Annotated in this window: 24 protein-coding genes and 3 tRNA genes; 1 reads left to right on the top strand and 26 read right to left on the bottom strand. The window is 69.5% G+C overall.

All coding sequences use genetic code 11. The annotated features are described in order from the left end of the window. Positions 1 to 5: 5 nt before the first annotated feature. The 25 genes from AMYNI_RS0118860 to AMYNI_RS0118740 form a co-directional block, all read right to left on the bottom strand. Positions 6 to 974: a hypothetical protein gene (locus tag AMYNI_RS0118860; protein ID WP_020669593.1), complete on the bottom strand. Its 969-nt coding sequence runs from the start codon at positions 972 to 974 to the stop codon at positions 6 to 8. After that, positions 971 to 5242, bottom strand: coding sequence for a hypothetical protein (locus tag AMYNI_RS0118855; protein WP_020669592.1), 4272 nt, complete (start codon positions 5240 to 5242; stop codon positions 971 to 973). The genes AMYNI_RS0118860 and AMYNI_RS0118855 overlap by 4 nt, the downstream gene beginning before the upstream one ends. Then, complete coding sequence (locus AMYNI_RS0118850; RefSeq protein WP_020669591.1) at positions 5229 to 6839, bottom strand: baseplate J/gp47 family protein; 1611 nt, start codon at positions 6837 to 6839, stop codon at positions 5229 to 5231. The genes AMYNI_RS0118855 and AMYNI_RS0118850 overlap by 14 nt, the downstream gene beginning before the upstream one ends. Then, a complete protein-coding gene (locus AMYNI_RS0118845; protein ID WP_020669590.1) occupies positions 6836 to 7321 on the bottom strand; it encodes a GPW/gp25 family protein in 486 nt (161 codons plus the stop codon). Before AMYNI_RS0118845 ends, AMYNI_RS0118850 begins: the two co-directional genes overlap by 4 nt. Positions 7322 to 7404: 83 nt before the next feature. Beyond that, the gene (locus tag AMYNI_RS0118840) at positions 7405 to 7737 is read right to left on the bottom strand and encodes a hypothetical protein (RefSeq protein WP_040405815.1); all 333 of its coding nucleotides are present in this window, start codon (positions 7735 to 7737) and stop codon (positions 7405 to 7407) included. Positions 7738 to 7748: 11 nt separating this feature from the next. After that, the gene (locus tag AMYNI_RS0118835) at positions 7749 to 8552 is read right to left on the bottom strand and encodes a phage baseplate assembly protein V (RefSeq protein ID WP_020669588.1); all 804 of its coding nucleotides are present in this window, start codon (positions 8550 to 8552) and stop codon (positions 7749 to 7751) included. After that, positions 8549 to 9586, bottom strand: a complete 1038-nt coding sequence (locus tag AMYNI_RS0118830) for a hypothetical protein (protein WP_040407069.1) — start codon at positions 9584 to 9586, stop codon at positions 8549 to 8551. Before AMYNI_RS0118830 ends, AMYNI_RS0118835 begins: the two co-directional genes overlap by 4 nt. A 3-nt stretch (positions 9587 to 9589) precedes the next feature. Further along, the gene (locus tag AMYNI_RS0118825) at positions 9590 to 10126 is read right to left on the bottom strand and encodes a hypothetical protein (RefSeq protein ID WP_020669586.1); all 537 of its coding nucleotides are present in this window, start codon (positions 10124 to 10126) and stop codon (positions 9590 to 9592) included. Positions 10127 to 10135: 9 nt separating this feature from the next. Then, entirely contained in the window at positions 10136 to 14110 is a 3975-nt protein-coding gene (locus tag AMYNI_RS47285; protein ID WP_211225497.1) for a peptidoglycan-binding protein, read from the bottom strand. A gap of 22 nt (positions 14111 to 14132) precedes the next feature. Continuing rightward, positions 14133 to 14549, bottom strand: a complete 417-nt coding sequence (locus AMYNI_RS0118815) for a hypothetical protein (protein WP_020669584.1) — start codon at positions 14547 to 14549, stop codon at positions 14133 to 14135. Between the two features lie 30 nt (positions 14550 to 14579). Further along, positions 14580 to 15122 (bottom strand): hypothetical protein, encoded by a 543-nt coding sequence (locus tag AMYNI_RS0118810; protein ID WP_020669583.1) that lies wholly within the window; start codon positions 15120 to 15122, stop codon positions 14580 to 14582. Positions 15123 to 15125: 3 nt separating this feature from the next. Next, the gene (locus AMYNI_RS0118805; RefSeq protein ID WP_157357407.1) at positions 15126 to 16283 is read right to left on the bottom strand and encodes a hypothetical protein; all 1158 of its coding nucleotides are present in this window, start codon (positions 16281 to 16283) and stop codon (positions 15126 to 15128) included. A gap of 20 nt (positions 16284 to 16303) precedes the next feature. Next, on the bottom strand, positions 16304 to 16765 hold the full coding sequence (locus tag AMYNI_RS0118800; protein ID WP_020669581.1) for a hypothetical protein: 462 nt from the start codon (positions 16763 to 16765) through the stop codon (positions 16304 to 16306). Between the two features lie 23 nt (positions 16766 to 16788). After that, a complete protein-coding gene (locus tag AMYNI_RS0118795; protein ID WP_020669580.1) occupies positions 16789 to 17298 on the bottom strand; it encodes a hypothetical protein in 510 nt (169 codons plus the stop codon). A gap of 8 nt (positions 17299 to 17306) precedes the next feature. Beyond that, positions 17307 to 18992, bottom strand: coding sequence for a phage tail sheath C-terminal domain-containing protein (locus AMYNI_RS0118790; protein ID WP_020669579.1), 1686 nt, complete (start codon positions 18990 to 18992; stop codon positions 17307 to 17309). Positions 18993 to 19041: 49 nt separating this feature from the next. Further along, positions 19042 to 20247: a hypothetical protein gene (locus AMYNI_RS0118785; protein WP_157357406.1), complete on the bottom strand. Its 1206-nt coding sequence runs from the start codon at positions 20245 to 20247 to the stop codon at positions 19042 to 19044. After that, positions 20244 to 21116, bottom strand: a complete 873-nt coding sequence (locus AMYNI_RS50540) for an AfsR/SARP family transcriptional regulator (protein WP_051116340.1) — start codon at positions 21114 to 21116, stop codon at positions 20244 to 20246. Before AMYNI_RS50540 ends, AMYNI_RS0118785 begins: the two co-directional genes overlap by 4 nt. Positions 21117 to 21308: 192 nt before the next feature. After that, the gene (locus AMYNI_RS44840; RefSeq protein ID WP_026360634.1) at positions 21309 to 21935 is read right to left on the bottom strand and encodes a hypothetical protein; all 627 of its coding nucleotides are present in this window, start codon (positions 21933 to 21935) and stop codon (positions 21309 to 21311) included. Positions 21936 to 21943: 8 nt separating this feature from the next. Then, positions 21944 to 23182, bottom strand: coding sequence for a WXG100 family type VII secretion target (locus AMYNI_RS0118770; protein ID WP_020669575.1), 1239 nt, complete (start codon positions 23180 to 23182; stop codon positions 21944 to 21946). Positions 23183 to 23202: 20 nt separating this feature from the next. Further along, on the bottom strand, positions 23203 to 23487 hold the full coding sequence (locus tag AMYNI_RS44835) for a hypothetical protein (RefSeq protein ID WP_020669574.1): 285 nt from the start codon (positions 23485 to 23487) through the stop codon (positions 23203 to 23205). Continuing rightward, complete coding sequence (locus AMYNI_RS0118760) at positions 23487 to 23849, bottom strand: SAV_915 family protein (RefSeq protein WP_026360633.1); 363 nt, start codon at positions 23847 to 23849, stop codon at positions 23487 to 23489. Before AMYNI_RS0118760 ends, AMYNI_RS44835 begins: the two co-directional genes overlap by 1 nt. A gap of 287 nt (positions 23850 to 24136) precedes the next feature. Continuing rightward, a tRNA-Phe gene (locus tag AMYNI_RS0118755) sits at positions 24137 to 24210 on the bottom strand. Positions 24211 to 24242: 32 nt separating this feature from the next. Then, positions 24243 to 24316 (bottom strand) — tRNA-Asp (locus AMYNI_RS0118750). A gap of 13 nt (positions 24317 to 24329) precedes the next feature. Further along, positions 24330 to 24402 (bottom strand) — tRNA-Glu (locus AMYNI_RS0118745). 413 nt (positions 24403 to 24815) lie between these two features. Beyond that, positions 24816 to 25070, bottom strand: coding sequence for a hypothetical protein (locus AMYNI_RS0118740; protein ID WP_020669572.1), 255 nt, complete (start codon positions 25068 to 25070; stop codon positions 24816 to 24818). Between the two features lie 649 nt (positions 25071 to 25719). Here AMYNI_RS0118740 and AMYNI_RS0118735 point away from each other — a divergent pair. Next, on the top strand, positions 25720 to 26160 hold the full coding sequence (locus tag AMYNI_RS0118735) for a hypothetical protein (protein WP_020669571.1): 441 nt from the start codon (positions 25720 to 25722) through the stop codon (positions 26158 to 26160). A gap of 82 nt (positions 26161 to 26242) precedes the next feature. Here AMYNI_RS0118735 and AMYNI_RS0118730 read toward each other — a convergent pair whose 3' ends face one another. After that, positions 26243 to 26446 carry a cold-shock protein gene (locus AMYNI_RS0118730; RefSeq protein ID WP_020669570.1) on the bottom strand — a complete coding sequence of 68 codons (204 nt, stop codon included), beginning with the start codon at positions 26444 to 26446 and terminating at the stop codon, positions 26243 to 26245. Positions 26447 to 26724 lie beyond the last annotated feature (278 nt).

Below are 26724 nucleotides of genomic sequence, written 5' to 3'. Positions count from 1 at the left end.
ACAGGTCAGACCTTCAGCAGCAGCATGACCTTGAGCTCCTGGTCGAAGGTGTCCACGCCGATGTACTCGCGGGCCTTGAACTCCACGCCGTCCTCATCGGGGTCGTGCAGTGCGTCGCCCTCGAACCACACCGCGGTGCGGTTGTTGTCCAGGTGCTGCACCAGCACGTTCGCCGGGCGGGTGAGCGCCCTCGGCGGTTCGCCCGTGACCAGCGGCAGGTCGGTGTAGTTGAGCACCTTGCGCGGCCGCATCTGGAAGACGATGTCGTCCCAGTCGCCCTTCTCCTTGAGCTGCCGCACGCTCTGCTGCTCCTTGCAGCAACGCTCGAACCACGGCGAGTGGCAGTACTGGTCGTCGTTGAACTGGTCGTTGGGGTCGCGGAAGAACGCCTTCCAGAACTCCGTCTCCAGGTCGTCCAGGCTGGTGGTGTCGGTGTAGGGCACCTTGTACCTGGCCAGCAGTTCGGCGAACGGGACGCCGAGCTCGGGGAAGTCCTTCGGCTGGATGTCCACCGAGTCGCGCGAGCTCCCGCTACCCGAGCCGGGCACCCGGATCTTGCGTTCGCTGGTGTGGTGCAGGAAGAACGTGGCGTAGGCGTCGGTGGTTTCGTCGTCCTCCCGGCAGACCACCCGGAAGTACTCCAGCTTGTACGCGTCCACCAGCGGCGCGGTGCCCAGCTTGTGCTCCAGCACGGTGATCTCGCCCTGCTTGAGCACCTTGAACAGCTGCTGGTAGCCGCTGCGGCCGCGCACCTGGTCCAGCACCCGCTTGGTGATCTCTTCGGTCAGCGCATTGAGGTCCTTGCCCTCGATGTGGTCGGAGTCGTCGGCGTTGGGCACCCGCACCACCCCGTCCGCCGCCTTCTTCGCCTCCTTGCGGATGTCCTCGAAGATCTTGCGCTGCACCTCGTTCCAGTCCTCCGCGGTGACCAGGTCACCAGGGCCGCGCTGCACGTAGGGTTCCGTCTCGGTCATTTCTTCTCCTGTTGTTGATAGGTCGCGTCTCTGGTCACGCCGGCGTGGACCCCGGCGGACTTGGCCAGCAGCACCCCGCCCGGCACCGGCCGGAGCAGGTCGTCGGCGAGCGCGGGCAGTTCCGGCCCGGCCACCACCTGGCGGGCGTTCTCGAAGCGGCCGCCCGGGTAACTCACTTCGAGGTCGTAGATCGCCGGGCCGCTCGCCCTGCCGGTGACCGTGATCTCGTTGCCCCACACCCCCGGTTCGAAGGCGCTGAGCAGGATGAAATCGCCTTCCAGGCCCGGTTCGGACAGGTACAGCCGGGCAGGGTCGTCCCGTCCGCCGAGGCTGAGCCGCGCCGGTTCGCGGAACGGCAGGGCCACCGGCGACCAACCGATCGGCACCTTCCGCACCCGTTCGGCGACGACCAGGTTCGAGCCGCCGTCGGAGTTGATTCGCTTCTCCAGGTAGTCGGGGTTGTCCCGCTCCGGCTCGCAGACCACGCCGGGGAACCGTTCGGGCTCCCGGCCGCCGAACCGGCCGTCGCCGAAGGCCACGCCGAACCTGCGGTCCAGCTCGGCGGGCAGGTTCACCTCGAACGCGCCGGGCAGATGCGACTGCCAGCGGACGGTGAGCCTGCCGGTCGGCTTCGGGTGCCGTTCGGCGGCGAACACCGCGCGCGGGAAACCGGGGCCGGGGCCGAACCGGCTCAGATCGAAGATGGCGTCCTCGGTGCACGGGCCACCGGCGAACCGGTCGTGGTCGAACCGCGCGAAGTCGAACCTGGCCGCCTTGCACTCGTAGAACCGCCAGGTGTTCAGGCCGCGGCGGACCAGCAACGGGTCGGTGCCGGTGACCGACACCAGCTCAGCGGGTACCTGGCGCGGACGGCCGCGCTCGATCACGGTCGCAGCTACGGTGTCGCTTCCAGCACCGTCCGGGCGCACCGACAGCAGCAGCCGCCCGCCAGCGCCGATCGGCTCCTCCACCCGGACCGACCAACCCGCCACCGGGTCGGCCACGCACGGGCCGGCCACTCCGGCCGCGCTGAACAGCTCGACCGTGCCGGGCACCGCGGCCGCGCCGGTGTTGCGGATGCCGATCGGACTACCGTGCCCCACCGCCACCTCTATGTCCTCTTCGGACGGTGGATACTCCTGAACCTCCAGGAACCGCAAGGGAATCAGCTCTACTGAGCCTTCGAGTCCAGCGGTCGGCGAGCTGAGCCGCAGCCGGTCGTCCGCGGTCACCTCGGCGGTGCCGGGCAGCACCGCGTTGATCGCGGCCACGATCTCGACCGCCAGGGTGGCGGTGGGGGTGACCCCGGCCAGGTCGATGTCCACCGGTTCGCCGCCGTCCACGGCCAGCCGGAGCACCGACCGCGCCGACAGATCCGGCGGCACCCGCAGGTCCGCGGTGCCCGTCAGCACCGCACGCTCGGGCGCGACCCCGGTGACCTCGCGTGGAGCGGTGCCGAAGATCAGCGACGCCGCATCGTCCGCCCCGGTGCGCTGAAGTTCCAGCCTGCTGCCGGTGCCGGTGGACGGCGAGCGCAGCGAGATCGCGGTGCCGCCGGGCACCGGCACGGTGGTGGCGATGGCGGTGCTGGCCGCGTTCACCGCGGCGGCGATCTCGGACGGGGTCGGCGCTTCCGCGTTCGCCGCGCCCCGGCTCAGGTCCACGGTGACCGGCGGTTTGCCGTCCACCGCTAGCCGCAGCAGGTTCGCCTCGGCCAGCTCGGCCGGTACCGGTCCGCCGGTGACGCTCGCGGAGGTGGCCGCCGAACCCAGGTAGGTCCGCGGCGCGGCGATGCCGAGCACCAGCGCGGTCGCGTCCGTGCCGCTCTCCGGGACCGCGATCTCCAGCCCGATCCCGGCGGAAAGCAGCAGGTGCTTGCCGTCGTGCGCGGCGACCTGCGCGACCATCGCCTGGTTCACCGCGGCCACCAGCTGACTCAGCCCGCGAATCCCGGCCACCGTGCCGTCGCCGAGCACGATGTCGGCCGCGGCGCCGCCGTCCACGGCCAGCCGGACGGTGGCGTCGGCGGGCAGGTGCACCCCGGCGCTCAGGTCCAGGGTGCCGGTGAAGAGCACGCCGGAAGCGTTGGCACCGCGCACCAGCCCGGTGTTCAGGCCGAGCTTGTCCAGCGCGTCGCGGTCACGCGGCGGGCTCAGCAGCACTCGCGAGTCCGCTCCCGCAGTGCCCGAAGTGAGCGTGATCCGGTGCCCGTCCGTGCCTGCGGCCCCGGCGAACTCCTTGTTGATCGCATCCACGATCTCGACTGGGGTGGTCGCTCGCGGCCGGGGCTGGGCGTTGAAGACGATCTCCTTGGTCTGCTCGTCCACGGTGAGCCGGAGCCGGTTGAGCACCGACAGGTCCACCCCGCCGCTGAGGTCGTTGACGCCGGCCATTTCCGCCGCGACCGGCGGCAGGCCGGTGGCGCGCCCGGCGGTGAAGCCGAACACGCGGGTGCCCGCGTCGTCGGTCACCATGGCCCTGGTGACGAACCGGCGGCGGCTGGTCCGCCGCAGCGGGTGCACCAGAATCCGGCCGCCCGCACCGGGATCACGCGAAACGAGGATCAGGTGCGCGCCGTCGTGCGTGGCCACCGGATCATCGGCCGGCGCGCCGAGGCCGTGGTTGACCGCGTCGGCCAGCTCTTCCACGGTCACCGCGCCGGGATCCGCGGCGCCGTGGCGCAGGTCCACCTCGACCTGGCCGCCGCCGTCCACGGTGAGCCCCAGCAGGTGCCGCGCGCCGAGGTCGACGCCCGCGGACAGGTCCACGGTGCCGGTGAGCGCGGCCGTCGCCGGTGGGCTGCCGGTGACCCGGCGCGGCCGCAGCCCGAGCACCGGCTCGGCGGCGTCCGCGTCCACCTCGCCGGCCACCAGCGTGCCGTCCTCACCGGGGCTGCTCGACACCAGCGTGATGCGCTGCCCGTCGTGCGAAGCGATGTCGGCGCGCAGAGCCTCGTTCACCGAGGTGACGATCTCCGCCGGGGTGGTCGCGGCCGGGTCCGCGCCGGCGATGTCCACGGTGACCGGCGGCCTGCCGTCCACCGCGAGCCGCAGCCGCGAGCCGTCGCTCAGGTCAACCCCGTTGGCGAGGTCCCGGTCGCCGGCCAGCACCGCACGCCGCGCGTCGGTGCCGACGGTGAGCGGCCGCACCGGCCCGAACAGCCTTGCCGTCGCCGGTTGCGCGGCGGGCGGGCGGAACTCGATCCGGCCGGCGACGCCAAGGGTCGGCGAGGTCAGGGTGAGGAAACGCCCGTCGTGCGTGGCGACCGCGATACCGAGCCCGTCGTCGATGGCGGTGGCGATGTCGTCCAGCTCCACCGCCGCCGGGTCGGCCGAGCCCGCCGCGCAGTCGATCTCGGCGAGCCGGCTGCCATCGATCACCAGCCGCAGGTAGCGCGCGCCGGTCAGGTCCACCGGGGTGCTCAGGTCCACCGTGCCGGTGACCCGCGCCCTGGTCGCGGCCGCACCTTGGTACGCCCGCGGTCGCAGGCCGAGCACAAGGCCGGCGCCGTCCTCGCGACCGTCCGCGACCAGCAGCCCGGCGTCCTGGCCGGAGGACTCCGACACCAGCCGCAGCCGACCGTCCACAAGGGACGCGAACTCCGAGCCGAACTCGGCGTTGAGCACCCGCACGATCTCCGCGCCGGTGACCGCCGCCGGATCCGCGGCCCCGTCGGTCAGGTCGACCGGCACCGCACCGCGGCCGTCCAGCGCGATCCGCAGCAACGGCGTGGCCCGCAGGTCCACCCCGGCCCGCAGCTCCACCGTGCCGAGCAGCACCGCGGGCAGCGCATCATGCCCGATGCGCTCGGCCGAACCGGAACCCAGCACGAGCGCGGCGGCGTCGGTGTTCCGCGGTGTGCTGGTGACCAGCACCGGGTCCGCGCGGTTCCACCATTCGTCCAACGCGTCATCTTCGATGTGCAGGCCGAGCGCTTCCGCGGTGACGCGCAGGATGCCCTGCACCGTCACCGTGCCGTCGAGAAAGGTCCGCACATAGCGCTTGAGGTGCTCGCGGAACTCCTCGACCGACTCGTCCGGCCGCGGCGCGAGCCCGTAGAGCGCACCGATCCCGGCCAGGTCGTGGATCTCGCGCTCACCGGCGTCGGCGAAGTCCACCCAGTGCGCGCGCATCACCGCGACCAGCGAGTTCTCCGCCGCCTGCAACTCGCCGCCGTACGCCTCGGCCAGCGCGCGGAGCGCCGACGGCTCGCCGCGCACCCGGAAGGTGGGCGGCAGGTTGGCGAGTATGCGGTCAACCTTGGGCACCGGACGCCTCCTCCAGCCGGATGTCCGCGGCGGACATGTCCAGCGCGATCCACCATTGGTCGCCGTCCACGGTGGCCACCACCTGGTAGGTGCCGGCCTCGATCTCGGCGTCGGTCGCCTGCTGCCCGGCTCGCCCGTCCACAGTGGACTGCAAGAGCCCGCGGTCGGGGATCCGGCCGTCGCCGGGCGCCTGCGGCCCGAACGCGGTGACCGCGTTCTCGAAGGCCGTGCGCAACGCATCCTCGTCACCCGGCGGCGTGTTCCGCGCTGCGGTGAGCAGCGCCGCGACCAGGCCCGCGTCGCCACCGCCCGGCCCGGACAGGTCCGCGCGGGCCACCACCACGTCCTTCATCGTCGCGCTGAGCACGTCCGGCACGCCGAGCACGGTTTCCAGCAGCTTCGCGCCGTCCGCGTTGTCCCCGCGGGAAAGCCCGTCCACGTGGGCGCCCAGCGCGGCCACCACGTCCGCGGCGATCTGCGCCTTGCCCGGCGCGGAGATGTTCCCGTCCACCGACACCACCAGGCGAGGCGTGATGAACACGTACCGCGCGAGCAGGGTGGCCAGCACCCCGGCGGCCCTGGTGTCGTGCACCGCGGCCCGCAGGCTTGGCAGCCGCTCCGGCTCGGCGTCCACCACCACGGTCACCGTGCCCGGATCGGACCTGGTGGCCGGCGGGCTGTTCGGGTCGAAGAACTCGACCGGCTTGCCGCGGCCCTCCCGGATCACCCTGTCCAGCGCGGCCAGCGTGGCCTTGCCCAGCGAACGCAGCGCCGCCTTGGCCCGCAGCCGCAGCTCGTCGTCGGTCTCGTCGGCCGCCGCGCGCTGCGCCGGGTCCAGGTTGCTGACCCGTTCGATCCCGGCCACCGGCTGGGTCATCTCGGTGATCTCGCCGGCCGCGACCAGGCCCGCGTCCCCGGCGAACCCGACGTCCGCCCTGGCCGGCACGTCGATCCGCGCCTGGCCGCGTTGCAGGGTGCGCGGCTGGGCGGCGACGAACACCACGCCCTTCGCGGTGGCCAGCCGGGTGCCGGCGGCGATGGTGATGTTGCCGTCCACCGAAGGGCTGCGGAAGAAGGTCACCAGCACTTCGGCGAACTCCGCGGTCTTGCGGAACACATCCAGGATCGAGACCACGTACTCCAGCGACTTCCCGGTCGCGGTCTCCACGAAGGCGGACAGGTAGGCCAGGTTGATCTGCTGGTACACGGTGGCGATCTCGCGGCCCACCGCCTCGGACAGGGTGCGGGTGACGCTGCCGACGTTGATGTCGGTCAGCGGCGACCGGCTGTCCACCCGGAAGTAGTCCACGAAGAAGGTGGTGTCGTCGTCCGGCAGCGTGCCGTCCTCCAGCCACACCACCACGTTCGCCGCCGGATCGAACACGAAGTCGATCTGCGGCAAGAAGTTGCGCCGCGCGCGAGCCGCGGTGCCGGTGATGCCGCGGACCCCGGTGGCGCGCTCGGCCAGCGGATAGGTCAGCACCTTGAGGTCGAACGGGATCGGCTCGTTCACCACCCCGCCGACCACGGCGGTGAGGATGTCGTCGACCAGGTCGCCGTACGGGCGGTCGATCAGGGTCGCGGTGTCGCCGTTCATGGCGTCCCTCCGTCGAGCTGAACCGGGAACACCAGGTTGAGCGGGGTGTCCGAGTCGATCGTCAGCACCGAGGCCGAGATGTCGATCCGGTTCGGCCTGCTCCGCTGGGTGCGCACTTCGATGGATTGGACCCGCGCCACCCGCGGCTCGGCCTGCAGGGCCTGCAGCGCGTAGAGCTTGGCCCGGTTGCGGGTGGTCTCGGTGTTCGGCTCGCCGATCAGCTCGTGCAGCCTGCTGCCGTAGTCCGGGTGGCCGAGATGGGCGAGTTCCCCTTGCTCGGTGAGGAACCTCAGCAGCAGGGCCTGCTGCAGATCGGGCACGCCGATCAGCCGCTGCAGGTCCGTCCCGGAGGTCTCCGGGCGGACGGCGGTGCGCAGGTCACTGCCGCGTTCCCGCTGTTCGGCCCGTTCGAGATCGCCGAGCAGCCGGAGGTCGGTGCCGAACCGGGCGTCACGCCGGGCGATGCTTGCCGCGTCTGCCATTGCCGCTCCTGTGCTCATGCGGGACACCCGCACCCGGTCGGACTCGATAACTGGGCTGCGCGATTTTCAGTCATCGGTCCTCCTCAAGGTGCCCAGGTGTCATTTACGAAGCCCGCCGCCGGCGGACCGATCACGGTCAGCAGCCCCGGCGGGGAAGGGATCTGGTCGCCCATCCGGACCAGGCCGCGGCCGGCGACCCGCACCCCGCTGCTGCCGAGCGGGCCGATCACCAGCGGATAGGGCACGCCGGTCAGCGAGTTCACCATCACGCAGATCGAGCCGCTGGTGGCCAGCGGCAGCCCGCCGGCGGTGATCACCGGCGGCAGTACCGCGACGATCGCGCCACTGTCCGGCGCGCCGGTCGCGCCCGGGCTGACCACGACGGCAGCCCCGATGGACACAGGAGGTCCTGGCATCTCATTTCCCCTTATGGCGTAAAAGAAGTAAGCCCGCGAACGGTGACAGCGGCGCCTTGGACGGTGGCCGCCGCGGAGCCTTCGAGGGCGGCCTGGAGGGTGCCCTTGACGGTGGCGCGGGTGCCCTGCACCTTCGCGTCGAGCCCGGCCTTGACGGTGACGTTGCCGGTGGCCTCCAGGGTGAGGTCCTTGGCCGCGGTGAAACTGACCGAACCGGCCGACGACAGCCGCACGTCGCCGTCCTGGTCCATGGTGATCGTGGTGCTGCCGGAGGAGACCGTCACCGTGCCACCGCTGGCGCCGGACTGGTCGAGCTTGAGCTCGGTCTTGCCGGCGGTCGCGGTGACCACCCCGTCCACGATCCGCACGGTGATCTTCGGCGGCATCTCGATCACCAGCTCGCGCGGCGGGCTGCCGTCGGCGTGGTTGCGGATCGCGGCCAGCACGCTCTTGTCGTCCGGCTCCGCCAACGGCAGCCGGAACACCACTTCGTCCGTTGTGGACAGTGTCGGCCGGTCGATGTCGTTGTAGAGCCTGCCGATGATGATCGGCGAGTTCACGTCCCCCTGCGCGAACGCGACCAGCACCAGATCGCCGATGTTCGGGATGGCGACCGTGCCGACGTGCCCGGTGGCCACCGGCACCCGTTTCAGCGCCAGGCCGCTGTTCTTCAGCGTGACGTCGCAGCCGTAGTTGTTGTCGTCGTCGCTGTCGCGGTGCGGGTAGACGTCTTCCACCACGCCCAGCTCAGTGCCGCGGACCGCGCTGAGCTCGTTGCGCACGATGGCCGCGATGGTGTCCACGATGGTGCTCACAGCAAGCCTCCCAGTGCGGTGGCGGCAGCGCCGGCCAGGCTGCGCACTTCGAGGTCGGTGACCAGGCCGGCGGCCTTGCTGAGGTGGTGGCCGACCGCGCGGACCTGGTAGTTGCCGTCGATCTCGGAAACCCCGGCCCGGTCCGGGAAGCGCTCCAGCCGCACCAGGTCGCCGAGCGATACCTGCGGCCTGCCCTGGATCCGGACCCGGCCGCGCAGCCCGCGCTCGGTGAACACCTCGGCGACCGCGCTCGCGGTGGTGGCCGCGGCCACCGCGGTACGCAGGGAAGACCGCTCCACCAGCAACTTCGGCGAGCCGGTGCCGGCCGTGCCGCGACGGGCCCCGAAGTCCTTGGTCAGCCAGGCCCACGACTCGTCACCGCGCGACGAGCCCGGGCTGTCCCCCCAAACCTCCACAGTGGACGCGAACGGCCTTGACCTCACCAGCTCGGCGGCCAGCACGTGCTCGCCGTACTTGAGCTTGTGCACCGTGCGACTGCCGGTGAAACCCTCGAAGACCAGCTTGCCCTCGGCCGTGCAGTAGGTGTCGAACCCGCACAACACGGCCAGGTCGCGCAGGTGCCTGGCGGCGTTGCGGCGCCCGTCCACGACGTAGGCCGGGAAGGCGACCCCGTCCTCGACCCGCTCGATCTCCACCTCCGCCGACGCGGCCAGCGCGCGCACGATGTCCCCGGCGGTGGTGTCCTCGAAGGTCTTGTCGGTGAACGCGCGCAGCAGCCGGTCGCCGGTGGCATGCCCGGTGATCCGCTTGGTCTCCAGCCCCGGCTCCACCGCCACCACCAGCCCGGTGCACACCCTGGTCAGCTCGCCGTCGGCATACCCGAGATCGATCGACGCGTCGTCACCCGGCTCCGCTCGCAACCCGCCGACCTGCCCCTGCACCAACGTGAACCCGTCCACCGGCGTGTCCATGTCCAGCCGCACGGACAGCTCGATCGCGGTACTCGCCTTCGGCTCCTCGGTGGTGTCCACCACGTGGTCCCCGATCACGATCCGATACCCCGGCCGCAACATCACTCAGCCCTCCGCTCCGGGATCGAGCAACTGCCGGACGTGCCACGCGGCCTGGCCGGTGTCCCAGCCCTTGCCGGGTGCCTCGCGTGCCCAGCCGGCCAGGAAGGCATCCAGTTCCTGCCGCGCGTCCGCGCTCGCCACGAAATGGGCACCCTGCGTCCGGACCGCGTCCGCGGGATCGGCGAGCATGGCCTGCAGCACCATCAGCAACGCCTCCCGGTTCTTGTCCGGGTAGTACAGCGTCAGCAGCACCTCGTAGGCCTTCACCCGCACGACCGGTTCCGGGTGCAGGGTGAACGGCCGCACTTCGACCGCTTCCTCGGGTACGGCGTGGGTCCGTAGATAACTGAGGCACCCGGCGACGAACCCGGCCAGCCCGGCTTGCCGTGCCTCCTCGCCGCCCAGCCAGTCGAGGACCGCACGCCGGGTACGCGGATCGGTCAGTTGCTCTTGGACTTCGGGATGTTCGGTGAGCAACTGGTTGCGCACCATGCCGTCATCGGTCGCGAGGTAGCTCCGGACCAAAGGTGGGATGTCCATGATCTCCTCTCAGTACGGCTTGACGAATCGGGAACCGCGGATGGCGGTCACCTGAGCGGGAATGACGAAGTTCGGCACTCGGGCGGTGTTGGTGAAATTCTGGTCCCACAGCCGCTTCGGATTGCTGGTGCCGGCGCCGGCCAGCAGCGGGAACCGGTTCATCAGGTTCCTACCGTCGATGGGGCCCGGCGCCGCGGCACCGACGGCCCCGAGGTCGAAGTGACCGGCGGCGGCGTTACTGAGATTCGTCGTCAGATGGGTCATCTCGTGCGGATCGGCGAACGCGGTGATGGTGGACTCCGCGCCCAGGAAGCCGAAGCCCAGGTTCGCGCCGCCCGCAGCGAAGATCGCGTCCGTATGCGCTTCGCCCCCCGCGAACTCCGTCAGAATATGAGGCTTGCCCGGGTCGGGCAGTTTGACGATGCGGCTGACCATGACGAGGAAGATGTCGTCCTGCCCGCTGGGGAAGAGCGGGCGCGCCACGCTGACCACACTGGCCTCTGAAGCGGAGGCCACTCGTTTACTGCCGCTGGTGCCGCTGACCTCCACCGAGGGGTTGGCACCGAGCGGGTCGCCGGGGAAAAGCGTCTTCCACACGGTGGTCGCCGCCGGTGGGTCGATGGTGACGACGTCGATCTCCGCGAAGATTCCGCACGCGGCGTATGCCGCCCGGATCGTGCCCTTCACCAAAGCCTCCCGCGGCGGGAGGAACCCGACACCACCCACCTGCTTACGCACGTCCACCAGGTGCACGCGGACGCGCCGCCGGTCCTCCGGACTGCGCTGGAACACGGGAAGCCGCACGGTGAACGGGTTCACCCCGTTCAGCACCGAGTACCGGCAGACCGATCGGCTGGTCAGCGGGTGCGTGTCGTCCACCGTGATCCTGCGGAGCCGGTGGTTCCGGTCGCCGACCCCACGTTTACCGACGTCGCCGGCGGCAAGGCCGCTTTCGACCCGTTCCGTTTGGTCCGCGGCGTCCGCCACCAGCATCACCGCCGCCGACACGAACACCTTGGTGCCCGGGGCGGTCTCGGTCACGGTGATGTCCTCCGTGTCGACCGGAGGTGACCCTGGCAGGGTCGGCCGGACATCGTCCAGCGTGCCGTCGTCGAACTCGGTACGCCAGGCGATGAACGCGGTGCCGGCCTGCCTGGCATCGGTGACCCGGAAGTGGAACTTGCGGGTGTCCAGGTCGACGAAGGCCGGCGCCCCGGGCGCGTTGCGAAGGATGCCGGAAACCGGGTCGAACGCGTTGTCCCACAGCCCGATCCGCACCGCGGTCAGCGGCGGCGAAGCGACCGGCGCGTTCGCGGTCACCTCGACCTGGATGACGGTGGCCGCCACCCGGTCCCCGTCCGGCTCGACGCCGTCCAAGCCGAGCTGGATACCGGCGTCACCCGCGGCCGCGCTCACGGCCGCTCCCTCTGCGAACAACCGGAGGCCGTTCGCAGGCACGGTTCCCCCGGTGATCCGGAACGACGCGGTGAGCGGCACGTCACCCGCGGCGGGTGTCTCGGTGGTGAACAACCGCACTCGGCCGTTGAGCAGGTTCAGCACCAGGTCGCCGGTGAAACCGGCCGGCTGCGGCTGGCGCACGATCAGCATCGCGCGCTCGGCGCTGCGCAGCGCGTCCTGCAGCTGGAGCGGCCTGCCGGGCGGCGCCTTGTCCGCCACGGCCAGCACCGGCGGCTCGACGCCGGCGGCGGGACGGCTGAGGCCGACGTCCAGGGTCAGCTCGACCGAGGTCATGGTGCGGGTGGCGGCGAAGCCCGGGACCGCGCCGACGGTGATGGCGAGCCGCAGGGTCACGTCACCGACCGCAGCGCTGGCCGAGAAGCCTTCGGCGAACAGCGTTTGCCCCGCCAGCAGCTGTGCGTCGGTGAAGACGTTGTCCGTGCCGTTGAAGGTGATCTCGGTGCCGCCTGCTGGGGCGTCGAAGAACCGGACCCGGTCGCTGGACCGGGTGAAAGTACCGGTGAACGGCGCGGTACCGGTGGCCTGCAGCACCACCGGGCGGCGTGCCGGGCTGGTGTGCGGCTTCCGCACCACGACCACGTCCGGCGCGGTGACGGACGGCCGGATACCGGCCACCGACCGGTGCACGAGGACGATATCCGCGGGCGCGCCGCCGTCGAGCCGGAAGCAGACCGCGTTGCTCCGCACCTCATCGAGGGACTGGCTACGAGCCCTGGCGACAAACGGTCCTTCCACTTCGATGGTGAAGGTGCCGGGGCCCTTCTGCTTTTCGTAGCTGAAACCGCCATCGGGCCGGGTCCGCCCGGGAAGCGGGGTGCCCGCCACCGCGGGCGGCCTGCTCTTCGGCACCTCACGGTCCATGAACTCCCCGTCTGGGGCGATGAGCACGTACCGGCCGACGTACGGAGTGCCGTCCTCGAAGGTGATGCGACCTTCGACGACGAACGTGCCGGGCTCGGCGGGGACCCGGAACCACGGGCGGTTCGGGTCCACCTGGCCGGTCGGCGCGGTTTCGCCGTGCGGCACCACGAAACAGTCCACCGCGCGGGCGGTGCCGTCGTCCAGGCACCAGCCGCCGCCACCGGCGCCGTCCGGCACCAGGTCCAGGGTCGCCGGTTTCGGTACCTGGCAGGGCATCGCGGACTCGCGGACGAACATCAGCTCGGTCCGGCGGTTTTGCCGCTTGGCGTCCTGGACGTTGACCACCGGGTCCTGCTCGCCGCAGCCGAGCCAGCGCAATGGGCCGTGGTCGCAGCCGGTCGCGTTCGCGTTCGGCATGAGCTGGGCGGCCGGGATGTCGATCGGCTCGTGCCCGAGGTAGGCCTCGATCAGCACCGGCCAGGTGCCGTCGCCGACCACCCCGTCGTCGGCGAGCCCGTTATCCCGCTGGAACCGGCGCACCGCGTCGTCGGTGAGCACCGGGTCGCCGCCGACGTTGCCCTGGAAGTAGCCGAGGTCGGCCAGCATGTGCTGGTACTCGCGGGTGCCCCAGGTGTCCCGGACGGTGGTGGTCTGCCCGGCCGGCCTGGCCCGGCGCAGCTCGTTCCACTCGTTGACCGACGCCTGCGGGTCGTGGCCGAAGGTGAGCATCGCGTAGGTCGCCCGGCCCCTGCGCTCGGACAACGCCTGGTTGTACGGGTCGTCCCCGACCAGGTCGGTGTGCCCGACGATGAGCAGCCGCTGATCGCGGTGCGCCTCGGCGAACTCCGCCACCTGTTGCAGCACGTGCCGCATGCACGGCTCGACGAACGCCTTGTCGAACCGGAAGTGGATGACGAAGAAGGTCGCCGTCTTCGCGCCACGGCGCAGCACGATGGTCACCGACGCGGTCTGTCCATCTTGGACGGTCACGGCGGCGGAGCCGGTGAGCACCTCGTGCACGCCGCCCGGGTTGAGGCTGTCGTCCACCAGCGCCTCGGCGGTGTACTCGCCGGCCGGGAACGGGTCCTCGAACCACACGTTGTCCCTGGTGCGGTTGGTCAGCACCCGCTCCAGCGCCGCACCGGAGGACGCCTCGGTGCCGCGCACGGTCACCCGAACCCGGCTCATGTCGAAGTCCGGCTCGCCCTCGACCACCACGGTGACGGCGAGCTTGCCGCTCTCCACCTCAGGCGGCGGTGGCGGCGGGATGTCCACCTCGTCGGTGTCGATCGGCTCCGCCTCGGTGAACTCCCGCAGCGCGAAGGCGTACTCGAACATGCTGGGCCGCCCGGCCAGCTCGCGGACGTCCATCTCCTCGATCAGCACCCGGTCGACCAGTGTCGCGGACGAGATGTCGGAGACGAAGGCCACCGGCTCGCCGGCGTGGAACTTGGTGCGCAACGCGGCGAGGCTCTCCGGCGTCTCCGGCCTGGTGAGCACCCCGGCCAGGCGCAGGCGGGCCCCGCGCCGGCCGAGGTCCTGCAGGAAGTCGCCCTCAAGCCCGGGGACCGGGTGCCTGGTGAACACCTGGTCCTCGTCGGTTTCCACGAACTGGACCTGCTCCAGCTCGAGGTCTCCCAGCATCGGACGCACCATCTCTTCTTCCTTACGGCTTCAGCGAGTTGAGGTGCACGGTGATGGCGTCGAGCAGTGCGACGATCTCTTCCTTGATCGCGTCCACGCCCGGCAGCGACGTGACCACGTCGGTGACGTCGGAAATGGCGTCGATGGTGGAGGTCTCGTTCGGCAGCAGCTTCTTCGCCGCTTCCAGGAAGGCCGGGATCTTCCCGGTCAGCTCGGAAACCGTTTCCAGGCCGGGGATATTGCCCACGTCCAGCTCGTTGACCGCGGTCTTCAGCTTGCCGACCAGCTCGATCAGCAGGTCGATCAGGTCCTTGACCTGCGGCACCAGCGAAGCGATCGCCTGGATCGCCGGTTTGATCACCGGCACGTTCTCGTCCAGGAAGCCCTTGAAGTCGGCGAGTACCGCCTTGAGTTCTTCGAACAGGTTTTCTTCTGCCATCGGTGTTTCCCCTCATCGGTGACGGCCGGTTCAGCCGCCGGTGTTGTCGGCCCCTTCGGTGAGCCGGCCGAGCAGGCCGGTCAGCGAACCGACGAACCGCTCCAGCCCGCTGGCGAAGGCCTGCGCGAGTTCCAGGCCGCCGAGCACGTCGTCCAGCAGGCCGGCCGCGTCCTCGAGCAACCCGAGGTCCAGCCCGGACAGCTCGGCCGGCTCCACCGGCTCGATGTACTCCCGCAGGGTGAGTGCGTAGGCGTACCGGTCCGGCCGGCCGGCGAGCTGCCGGAGCTGCAGGTCGTCGAGCACCACCTGCTCGATCTCGGTGTCCGTGGTGATGTCCGCGGTGAACGGCAGCGCGACCCCGGTGCGCAGGTCCTTTTTCAGTTGGTCCAGCAGCTCCAGCGCCTGCCGGTCACTCGCCATCCCCCAGAGGGTGACCGCGGTCGGTGCCCGGCCGAGGTTCTGCAGCAGGCTGCCGTCCTTGCCGGGCGGCTTGTGCTCGGCCAGCGCCCGCAGGTCGGCGGTGCGCAGCTCCTGCACCTGCGGCAGCTCGTAGCCGGACAGCATCGGGCGCATGGTTCACACCTCGATCCCGTGCCGGCGCGCGGCGTTGTCCAGAATCCGGTGCATCATCAGTTCGAGATCGGCCTCGGAGACGGTGTTCTCCGCCGGCGGCGAAGGCTTCGCCACATCGTTCGGGTCGGACCGCCCCGACGCGGCAGAAACCATTGCACGCCGGGGAATCTCCGACAGCTCGGCGAACTGCGCGCTGAGCCGCTTCGGCGTTTCGTCCACTTCGGACTCCGCTTTGGACGGACTGTCGTGCTCGCCGGACGGCGGCGCGGCGGTGTGCGGCCGGTCCGGCACGGGCTCCGGGCCGGGGGTGACCGGAGCGTGCGCCGCGGTCTCGGGCGCGGTCTCCGTTGGCCGCACGGCCGGCCGCGGTGTCCCCTCCCGCCACGCGGCCGGCCGGCGAGTCTCGTCCGGCGAGTTCGCCGGTTCGCGGTGGTGCACCCGGCCGAGTTGCCCGAAGGCGAGCCTTTCGAGCAACTCGGCCGGTGCGGCAGGGCCAGGCCGCAGAGCCTGGCCGGGTACAGGTGCCGGTTCCCCGGCTGTGCCGATCCGCTGAAGGAAGGCGATACCCGGTGCGTTCGTCGGTTCGCAGACCGGTACCGGTGTCCGGCGGTGCGGACGTGCGACTGGTTCGGCGGGCGGGGTAACCCGCCGAACCAGTGCCCCGGCCGAGGTGGGTAGCACCCCGGCCAGGCGGCGAAGCCGTTCGGTGCCGACCTGGCACGGGTCCGCGCGATCCGGCTTCTCGATGGCGAAAGCCGGTGCCCGCCCGGCCCGCGGCCGGCACCCGCTGGGTGCGGCCACCGGCCGTGGCGACCGCGCCGGGGTCCGGGCAGGCCCCGGGTGCACCGGCCGGGCGGCGGGTTCCGGCCGCGGCACCCGCGGCCGTTCCGCTGCTGTGTCCTGTTCGGACGCTCCGGGCTCCACGGAGTCGGCCGCGCACCCGGTCAGCTCGGCCAGCGTGCGGCCGAGCAACGGCCCCGGCAGCAGTCGCGGTGCCGCCGAGTCGAGCGCGCAGACCCTGCGCAACCCCGCGTCCACCACCTCCGTCTCCGCGCGAAGCGCCCCGCGGAACGCACGCGGCGCACCCGCTGCCGCCAGCGCATCCACGCAGGTCAGCGGTCGTGAGTGAAAAGTGTTGCCAGGGGAACGTTTTTCACTCACGACCGTGGGCTGCTGGCTGTTCATGCGACCTCGACCGCCCGCCCGGCCATCTCCAGGTACATCAGGATCTGGCCGATCGTCATGCCGCTGACGTCCTCCGCGGTCCAGCCGAATTCGTCGGCCAGCACGAAACACGCCTTCGCCAGCGGCGCCTGCACCAGCTCGGCGAGCCGGTCGCGCGGGGTGTCGATACCGCTGAGCTCGTTGATCCGGTCCACCAGGAACCGGGCCAGCCCGGCAGGCAGTCTGCCGGCCTGGTCCGCGGTCAGCGCCGGCTCGGCGAACGCCTGCTGGATCATCAGCGCGGCCGCGAGCTCCCGGTCGTCGCGGGCGGCACGGGCGATGCGCTGCACGTCCCGCACGGTCAGCGGGCGGAGGGTTACCGTGCCACCGGGCACGGCTCCCTCCAGCAGTTCCGGCGGCAGCGTCACCTCGTGGGTGAGGCCGCTGCCGGCCAGCAGATCTTCGGCGGTGAGTGGCATTTCCTACCTCACGGTGGGTTAACTCAGAAAATTTCGACCCCGGCGTCGAGCACGCTCATGGTGAGTCCCTTGAAGCACAGGTTCTCCATCACGAACTCGTCCTCCGGTACGGCGAACTGCCAGTTCTCGAACTTCACCCCGCCGACGGACAGCGCCACCGGCTCCTCCGGTTTCGCCGGGTTGAGCAGCGAAACGACCAAGGTGAAGGTCGGCTGGACGTACGGCTCCGGCACGGTGACCGATTTGGCCCCCTTGCCCAGCAACAAGGTGAGCAGCCCGCCGTTCACATAGGCCCGGCCGACCGAGCCCGAGATGTAGATGTTCCCCGGGCTCAGCGAAACCGGATGGCGTCGCCCTACTTCGTGGAACTCCTTCAGCGCGGTGTTCACCCGCAGCGTGACGTCGGTGAGCCGGCCGACGGTCTGCATTTCGTAGGCGTCCACCACGGTTTTCGCGTCGGCGCCTTCGAGGGTGTCGTCCGGAGCGAGCAGGAGGGAGCCATTGGCCCCCGTGAAAACTTCTGACGGTGCCATGGGAATCCTTACTCGAGGAACATCGTGACCTTGATGAAATCGATGCTGAAAGTGGGCCGGATGACCATGTCGACCAGCACTCGCCCGCGGATCTCGTCCTCACGCGACGCGTGCACGTCGAGTTCGTAGCTCACCAGCATCTCGTCCTCGACCATGCTGCTGAGGAAGCCGTTGATGGTGGCGCGCAAGGCATTGCGGACCCGCTCGTTGTTCAGCAACCCGATGAACGGGGTCGCCGCGCTGCGCACGCCGAGCTTGGCGTAGTCGACGATCCGCCGGGTGGTGATCTGGGTCCACGCGGTGTTCGTCGACGTGGTGATGCCGCGGACGATCCGGAACCCCTGCCGCTTCTCCAGGGTGAGCGCCCGGCTCAGCACGAGCTGCTTCAGCTCGGCCGAGGTGAAGTCGTACTCCAGCCCGCCCACCTGCAGAACCTTGTTGGTCAGGCTGATGTGCGGCGGCTGCGCGGCGAGCATGCCCGCGATGGCGGCGGCGGTGTAGGCCCCGGGCAGGGTCACGTCGGTGACCGGGTCCGCGCCGCGGTCGGTGGCCGCGATCCCGGGCGCCACCAGCACCAGCCGGTCGCTGTTCTGCGTGTGCCCGGTCACGTGGGTCACCATGGTGGACTGGCTCGTCTGCGCCGCCGTGCCGACGATCGCGATCCGCTCGCGCTTGATCTCGTCCCCGGATGCCGCGTCGCAGTGCGCGGCCAGATCGTCGCCGAAATCCCGGTCGTTCTGGCCGGCCGCGACGATCAGGTGCGCGTCCACGGTGTTGAGCGCGTCCAGGCCGGCCGAATAGAGGGCGCCGGTCTGGCCGTTGGTACCACCGGCCAGTGGGGTGGGTCCCTGCTCCCCTGGCCGTTCATCCGGCTTTCCCGGGGCCGGCGCCGGAGTCGCCTTCACCAGTGCTGAAGAAGCGGTGATCTGGGCGGCGAGATGGGTCCCCGAAATGACGTTGTACACCTCTTCGGCGGTCACCCCGGCTTTCACGACGACCTTGGACGCGTTCGCCTTGGCCACCGCGTAGCTGACCAGCACCGTATCGCCGGCCACCGGCGGCGTGCCGAACGTGAACGTGCCGTCGCCCTCTTTGAACAAGACCCGGGTCGGGTTGAGCTGGCTCTCCTCGTAGACGATCGCGGGCACCCGTTCGGTCCCGCTCGCCGGCTTGATCACGAGCCGGTTCACCGCGGAGCGTTTCACCGATTTCGCGGCCAGCTGCCACTTTCCGTCCTTGAACGTCACCTCTTCGTCCCGGACGAACGCGTCGGCCTGTCCCGTGCCGACCACCTGCACCGTGAGCTCGTTCCCCCAGGTCCCCGGCGAGGCCGCGGTGAGCAGCGCGCTGGCGGCCGCGGGTGTGCCTGCGTTGACCGTCCCGGACGCGTAGGCGGGCTCATTGGGGTCGGGCGCCGCCACCCGGACCGCCCAAACCGTGGTGGCACCGAACTTGTAGGCCTGCTCGATTGCGCGGACCAGCGTGAGCTCGTCCGAAGTGCCGTTGTTCCACCGGTCGTACGGGCCGAAGGTCGCCACCGCGGCGGCATAGCTGCCGAGCAGCTGGGGCACGTTGACCGGCCCCTTGGCGGCGGTGCCGATCACCCCCACGTTTCCCACGGTGATCGCACCGGGCACGATCAGCGCTTCCGGCCGCACTTCGATGAGTACGCCGGGCAAGACTGCTTCGGTCATGTCTCCCTCTTCTCCGTGTCTTCTCCGAACGTCGGGCCGCGGTCGTGCGTCATGGCGAGTTGACCCGCAGGTAGACCACGGCGGTCTGGTCGAGCCCGGCGCCGGGGCCCGGCGGCAGGTAGCTGCAGATCAGCCGGTCCGACCAGGTGGGCAGCACGATCGGCTGATCGAGTGGCCGGTCGAAACCTGCGTAGCTGTCCACCACGCCGTCGGTGTTCCAGTCGCCGAGGTCGAGCCCGGGGCCGGCGGCACCGAGCTGGGTGAACAGCTCGGCGGGGGTCAGGGTCACGTCCGCGTTGGCTTCCGCCGGGTGCGCACCGCCGGTCGCGGCGAGGAAGGTGGCCAGGTCGGGCAGGTGCACGATCGGGCCGCCGGTGCCGTCCATGCTGCGCAACGCCAGCAGCCGCACCTGGCCGCCGATCGGCGGGCCGGGATCGAAGGCCAGCGCGGTGATCCGGTCCACCCGCATCGGCCCGGTGATCACCAGCGGCGGCGCGTTCTCGCTGTCCCAGCGGATGATCGAGTCGGTCTCGGTCTCGCGTTCCCGGCCGGGGCCACCGGCTCGCTCGGGATCGGTGGTGAGCTGGATCCGCGTGATCAGGCTGTCCGCGTCGCTGCTGTCCACATAGGAGTACTCGTAGAGCGCGTCGAAACTGGTGGTCTTGCGCCAGCCGCCGACCGGGTCCACGTGCTCGGCGAGCGTGGTGCCCGAGGCGTTGAGCTTGAGAAAACCCAGTCCGCGCAGCACATCGCGGTCGTCGAGCAGGTCCGAGTGCAGGGTGAGCACCGCGGTGTCCACGGCGGACGCCGTGCCGCCCCAGATCTGGAACCGCACCCTGGCGTCCAGCCTGCCGCCGCGCACCGTGCGGGTGCCAAGAGTGCCGGTGCTCTCGGTGCCGCGGTGGTTGCCGATGCCGACCAGCTTCTCGGCGACCCGTTCCAGGGTGACGTTCGGTTCGGGCAGGGTGGGCAGCGGGCCTGGCAGCCTGGCGCCGAGCACCGCGAGCATCTCGCCGACCACGTCGGTCAACGCCGGGCCGGTCATGCCGGCCCCCGGCACCGCGAGCTGGTCTTCGATGAACCGCGCCAGCTCGAACGCCCGGTGCCACGGCCGCCGCTCGCCGGTCTCCACGTCGGTGACGAAACCGTGCCAACCCGGCGCGGCCTCCGGTTCGCGCAGCGCGCGGACGACAAAGGAGTGCGCCAGCACCGAGTCGCTCGTCGTGTCACCGTGGCTCCCCTTGTTCGTATTCACAATGCGGTCATGGATACGCGGGGGCGGTCTCCGGAACGTCTTCCCGCTGTCTCCGCTTCGCCGAGCCGCTCGCGGAGGTCGTCGACGGTGGCGCGCAGCTCGGCGAGTTCGGCCCGTACCCCGTCCAGCGCGGCAGGCTCCGGTGGCCTGCCGGTGTCCGCGCCGATCTCCGCCGCCAGCCGCACGGTCCGCGCCGAGGGCCGGATGCCCAGCTCGTGCAGGAGCACCTGCTGGCACCGCCGGTACTGGCGAAGCGCCCGGGTGCGGTCGTCCGTGCGGTAGTAGAGGTGCATCAGCCGCCGATGGGTGCGCTCGTGCGCCGGCTCGACCTCGAGCAGCCGCTGGGCCCAGTGGATCGCCGCTTCCAGCTCGCCGTGGCGTTCGTGCCCGACGCTGAGCTTGTCCAGCAACGTGATGTGCAGGTCCTCCAGCCGGGCCCGCTCGATCAGGAACCAGTCGTCGTAACAGCCCGCCATCAGCGGCCCGCGGTACAGGTCGGTGGCCTTGGTCAGCTCGACGAGCTCGATGGCCGTCCTGGACGCCGCCACGAACGCGTCCACGTCCAGCCAGACCGGGCGATCCGGGTTGATCCGGATGACCTCGCCCTCGGTCAGCACCAGCCGCGGCCCGGTGGGACCGGTCGCCTGGTGCAACTGCCAGAGCACCTGGCGCATGGACTTCTTCGAAACCTCGGCCCCCGCCGCCGGCCACAACGCCTCCGCCGCGACCTCACGCAACACGTTGCGCTGCGGCGCCAGCAACACCAGCGCCAGCAACTCCTGCGCCTTCCGCCGCACCGGCCGCTCCACCGGCCGCGCGTCCAAGGTCAGCTGAAAACTACCGAGCAGACGAACCCGTAACTCACCCACGCGAACCTCCCGCACGCCCACCCGGCGCTACCAACCCAGCGTGCGCACCCCCCGCTCCCAACTGTCCAGCCGCCGTTCAGCCTTTAGAACACCCATAACCGCCTCATCGGGCAGCCGTCGGGTCGCACACGAAAACAGCCCCACCGGAAACCGATGGGGCTGTTTTCGTCCACTACTCGCCAGAGTGACTCGTCAGGCACGCTCCGCCAGATGCGGCGGATAGTCCAGCTGGAGATACTCCCGTGCTCGCTTGCCCGTCTCCGCCTTGCCGACATGCACCGAATGCAGCAACCCGTTGTAAACCAGATCCCACAACTCATGATTCTGCTGCAAATCATTCACCTGCGCGTGGATACCATTGCCTAGACTGTCCTTGATCTTGAGCGAATGCGCGGCACCGTCGATCACGACATCAACAGCGACCAGCTCATAGGTCTTGACGAAGGACTTGCCGTAAGCCAGCCAATCCGCACCAGCCGACATCCGCACGTTCCGGCCGGTAACGAGGAAGAGAATCGGCCACGGCACCAGCAGCAACCAGAGCCAGATAGTCCCCATCCAGCCGAATCCCCCGTCCCGAAAAGTCAAGTAGACAATCCCCAGGAGCACAACGAAAAAGCCGGAGATCAGCCGGGTAGTGCGGTCCGGGTAGAACCACTCCAAGAGCGGCCCTTCACCGGACGGCGGCTGTGGCACTTTCGACTCGGCCCTCGCCCGCCGATGGCCGGGCTTGCTGTTACCCCGCTCCAGCGGGGCGCTGGGCGGGCGGGGCACGCCGGTCCGGGTGTCGGGTTTCGGCGGCAACCGCGTGATATCCATTGTCAACCTCAGAACAAGTCGCTGAAGAACTTTCCGACGGCCTTACCTGCGTCGCCGACCTTGTCACCCACCCAGCCTGCGGCATCACCCACCGCTTCAACAGCATCGTCACCCCACTCTTCGATGGCGAAACCCACCCCTGCCGACACCAGGGCGCCACCGGCGACGGCCCAGCCCACCGGTCCGCCCATCGAGGAAACTGCCGCTGTCGCCAACGCTCCGGCGACGAACCCGCCGGCTCCGGAAGCAACACTAGTGGTCACATCCTTCTTCTGGCTGATGTCGTAACCCACTCCGAGTCCGGTGATCGCCAGTCCGACGACCGGCAATTTGCCGAGCACACGGGTGCTTCCACGCAGCAGCGGGTTGGCGATGTCGTCGGCATGTTTGCCGAATGCCAACGTTTTCTCAAGTGCACCTTTGACACCGTTCGGCAGTTTGTCCACCATGCGGGCGGTGCGAGTGGCGACCGCCTTGGTGTTCTCCGCCTGCTGCGCCAGCCTTCGTTCGATCTCCAGCGCGTCCGCCCGCGCCTGCGCGAACGGGTTCATGCGCCCGCTCTTGGCATAGCGAGCCGCGCGGTCGATCCCCGGATCCATCGCCCTGGCCGACGCACGGAACTTGCTGGTGCGGTCCGCCACCGCGGCGGTCAGGCCGGTGGCGATGTCAGACATGTTGAAGACACCTTTTTCAGCGTAGCCGGAGACGAACTTGTTCAACACCGACTGCGACTGGTTGAGGGTGCCCTTCGCCTCGACGGCCACGCCACTCGCTTCGGTGAAGCGCTGGACTTTCAGCGCGTAAGCCGACTGCGCCTGTGTCGCGCTGTCATGGATCTGCTGCTGTTGCGGAGTAGGAGGCTTGTCCGTCGGCAACGGAATCGGGTCGGCCGGCGCGGGCCCTGGGTCTTCGATGATGTGGCCGTTGATGGTCAGGCCGCCGCTGCGGGCGATCTCGATGGCCTGGCTCATCCGTGCCTTCACGGTGTCGACGTCGTCGGCATGGGTCTTCAGCGCGGTCGAAGTGGCGGTCAGGTCCCCGGCCAGTTCGTCGATCTTCTGACCCGCCTGCGTCATGGTGGACCTGAACCCGTCGGACGCCGGACCACGCCAGGTGCCTTCGGAGTCTCCACGAGCGCCGTAGACCTGTCCGCCCGCACCGTGCGTGTCACCTGACCGGGCGGTCAGCCAGTCCGCCACGCCGCGAATGCTTCCAGGATCGGCCTTGACCTCGGTGTCCAGTGGCATTTGAGCTCCCCCTCGAGTGTTCAGTTCGCATCGATCTGCGGCACCTGGCCACCGGCGTCGTGCTCGGCGTTCTCATACACTTCTCTGCTGGTCGCCACCGCATCACCGGCGGCTCCCACCCCCTCCACAACCCCTGCCATCGACGTGCAGAGCGCACCGACCAAACCGCTGATGGCTCCGGTCACCTCACCCGCCTCGGCCGGCGGAGGCGGGGCACCGGCACCGGCTTCGAGATCGGCGGCCCCATTCCGCAACCGGCTGGCCAAAGCTTCCATGTCCCCTGGATTTACGCCGTAGCCGTCCATCAGGCGTTACCTCCCGCCGAACTTTCACGCCGCTGCTCGGCCGGCAATGCCTGATTCCACAACACCTCGTCCGCCCCGCTCGCCTGCACGATTTCCCCGATCGACTCGGCGGGCAGCGAAACCCACGGCTGCCGGTCGCCACATCCGTCCACCAAGGCATCCAGTGACGTATAGGCGAGCACCACAAGCCGTCCGTCGTCTATCCGGCGGAATTCCACCGTAACCTCGGCATCGCCCCGTTGTGCCCGCTCGGATGGCAGGTACACCAGCGCCTGTTCTGTCACACCATCTTCCTCGACAAAGCCCGGTCCGATCACCGATGGTGCGGATGATTCATGGTTCCTAAAGCCATCTCGTGTCACGCGCGCTCCTCCCTCGCCGTTGACTACTTGCCAATTAATGGCCCGTCCACTGGACGCCCGAGTCGCAGGGTAACCAAGCGAAAGCCCCATACGTGGCCCTAATTGCAAACTCGACAAGAATCGAACACGGACGGATCGGAAAGCCCGAACAATTGGCAGACATTACAACCGCTATGTCGTTTCTTCGCAGATCGCCGTCCACGGGAACCAGGACCAAAGCAACTCGACACAAAGAAGAGCCCTCCACCGCATGTGAGTGGAGGGCTCTGTCTTGCTGTTCGGAGCGGTGGCCAGGGCCGGGGTCGAACCGGCGACCTTCCGCTTTTCAGGCGGACGCTCGTACCAACTGAGCTACCTGGCCGCGAACGCCGGCCTAGCAGCCGAACGATCTTGCGACCCTGACGGGACTCGAACCCGCGACCTTCGCCGTGACAGGGCGACGCGCTAACCAACTGCGCCACAGGGCCTTGCTGTACTGCGTACTCCCAACGGGATTCGAACCCGCGTTGCCGCCTTGAAAGGGCGGAGTCCTAGGCCGCTGGACGATGGGAGCCCGGTCGGTTTCGGCGAACCGACCGACCGCGCTCTCAGGTCCCCCTGGGAGCGATCACAAGCATAGGGCACCCACCCCGACGACCCCAAAGCCGGGGGTCACTTTCCCGCTCGCAGCCTCCGGAGCTGCATCAACGGACCGTCATCCCCGGCTTCGACGACCGGGCGGAGCGTGGGCTGCCGGCGGGGCAGCAAGTACGGACCCGGCCCGGACCCAATGATCACACCGTTACCGAACGGGCACGAACGAACACGTCTACCGAATAATCTACGTCACAAAGTCGCGGCAACCGACGATTCGATTGCCGCATAAGCCTGCGACCAGTATGTTTTCCGGAGCCGCGCGCAGGGGTGGAAACCAGGGGGTGCACCCCTGCGCGGGCTACCTACTCCATTCGAGGCTTCGGCCAGGACTCACCGTTGCACCGGCGCCTGGCCGTCCTCGTCCAAAGTCAGCCCGAGCATGTCGAGCAACTGCGCACAGTCCTCCACCCCCTCAGCCCCCATGGCGACCGCCAGCCGGGCCCGACGCACTTGATCGTCGGAAACCCTCTGTGCATCCGCATGCCCACTGCGCTGGGCAGGAACGCCGCCCGCGTAGTTGTTGCTTCCCCCATCGGCACCCTCGTGCCGCAGGAGGAACTGTCGAACCTCAAGTGACCCGCTCATGGCTCCTCCACTTGGCTCACGGACAACTGGGCGCGAGGCTACTTAGCAGACGATCCAAGATGCAGCCCCCCGCAGAGTGAACCTCTGCTCACGCTCGGTCCTCCGACCTCGCTCACTCAATGAACACCCGGCAACGAACAGATGACACCGCCGGTCGGAATTTTTCGCCGACCACTCGCACCACGACGGAAGTCATGTAACAATCAACGGGCTGACACACCCCCGGTCAGCGCCTGTGGAGATCCCCTCCGGCCCCCGCGTTCCTCCCCCTGGCGCGGGGGCCTCTCCATTCCTGCTCGACGCTTGGCGTCTTCGCAGGGTCCTTGTGTTCATTGGGGGGCCGAGCCCCCCGGGCCCCCCGCGGTGCGAGCTCGTCACCCTGACGGCCTGGGCGCGTTGAGACGGAACCAGCATCGGTTGCAGGCGCCCGAGTGGCTAAATCTTGCGGATTGTTTGTCAAGAAGAGGGGGGTGGTTACGCACAGATACGTGACGGGGCGACAGATTTGGTTGCGGGGGGTGTGGGGCGGGTTGCGCCAAGTGGGCGTGAATGACCTGAACGGCCTAAAGTCCAAGGTCAACAGGGATTACCTAGTGTGTCGTGGACCACATTGGGTTGGTCGCCGAGATCCAACCGTTATCGTGGCAGCGTGCCTCTTCCATCGTTAGGACGTCTGAGCAGCCGCACCAACCTCAAGGCCGTCGGCCAGGGTCGGCACCGGAACTCCGCAGCCAAGGAGGCGGAAACCGGCGTCGAAGACCACGAGCTGACCAGCTACCTGGCCGCGCTCGCCCCCGACGCCGACCCGGAGAGCACCGGGACCGGTAAGCGGTTCGGTGACGCGCAGGTCTACCAGCTCCGGCTCAGCCTGATCGCCAGCGAGCAGTTCAAGGAGATCGCCACCGAGCGCGGCGTCTCCCCGCAGCGGCTGGCGCACGACTGGATCCTCGAGCGCCTCTCCTGGGAAGCGCAATCCGCGCCCCAGCGGCCGCGTCAGCAGGCGGCCCCGGACCACGACCACGAGGACGCCCACACCGACCAGCACGTGTTCGACCAGGACTGGAACCAGCCCCTCGCAGGCCGGCTCTGACCGGCCCCCTTACGACGCACGAGCCCCCGGCGAGAAATTCTCGCCGGGGGCTCGTGGTGTCTAGACGACTAGCCGGTCAACCTCAGATGGGGCGGACCTTCTGCGCCTGCGGGCCCTTCTGTCCTTGGCCGACCTCGAACTCGACTCGCTGGTTCTCCTCGAGGGTGCGGAACCCGCGCCCGTCGATCTCCGAGTAGTGCACGAAAACGTCGCCCTCGCCGCCGTCCTGGGCAATGAAGCCGAAGCCCTTTTCGGCGTTGAACCACTTCACAGTGCCTTGCGCCACCGCTTTACTCCTCGTAACAGATCCGCATCGGGGGCCACCGCAGTAGTCCCCGGGCCGCCCCGGGCGGTTCCAACGAGTGAGCGAAGAGCGCATCCGGCTCAGGGCTCGCGTCAGAAGTTCCGCGAGTGTGAAGCCACGAACACGCAAAACGACGGCCTGACGGCAGCCTACCGGGATCTGCGGAAATCTGAAGCCCTCCAACAAGGGTTCGCTCCTACTGCCGAACGGGTCACCGAAACGTTGTACGACGTTCCTGATCTTGTCGGCACCAACGGTTA

The organism is Amycolatopsis nigrescens CSC17Ta-90 (genome assembly GCF_000384315.1).
Taxonomy (GTDB): domain Bacteria; phylum Actinomycetota; class Actinomycetes; order Mycobacteriales; family Pseudonocardiaceae; genus Amycolatopsis; species Amycolatopsis nigrescens.
Note: the sequence above shows the minus strand (reverse complement) of the source record. Positions and strands in the feature narration are given on the sequence as shown.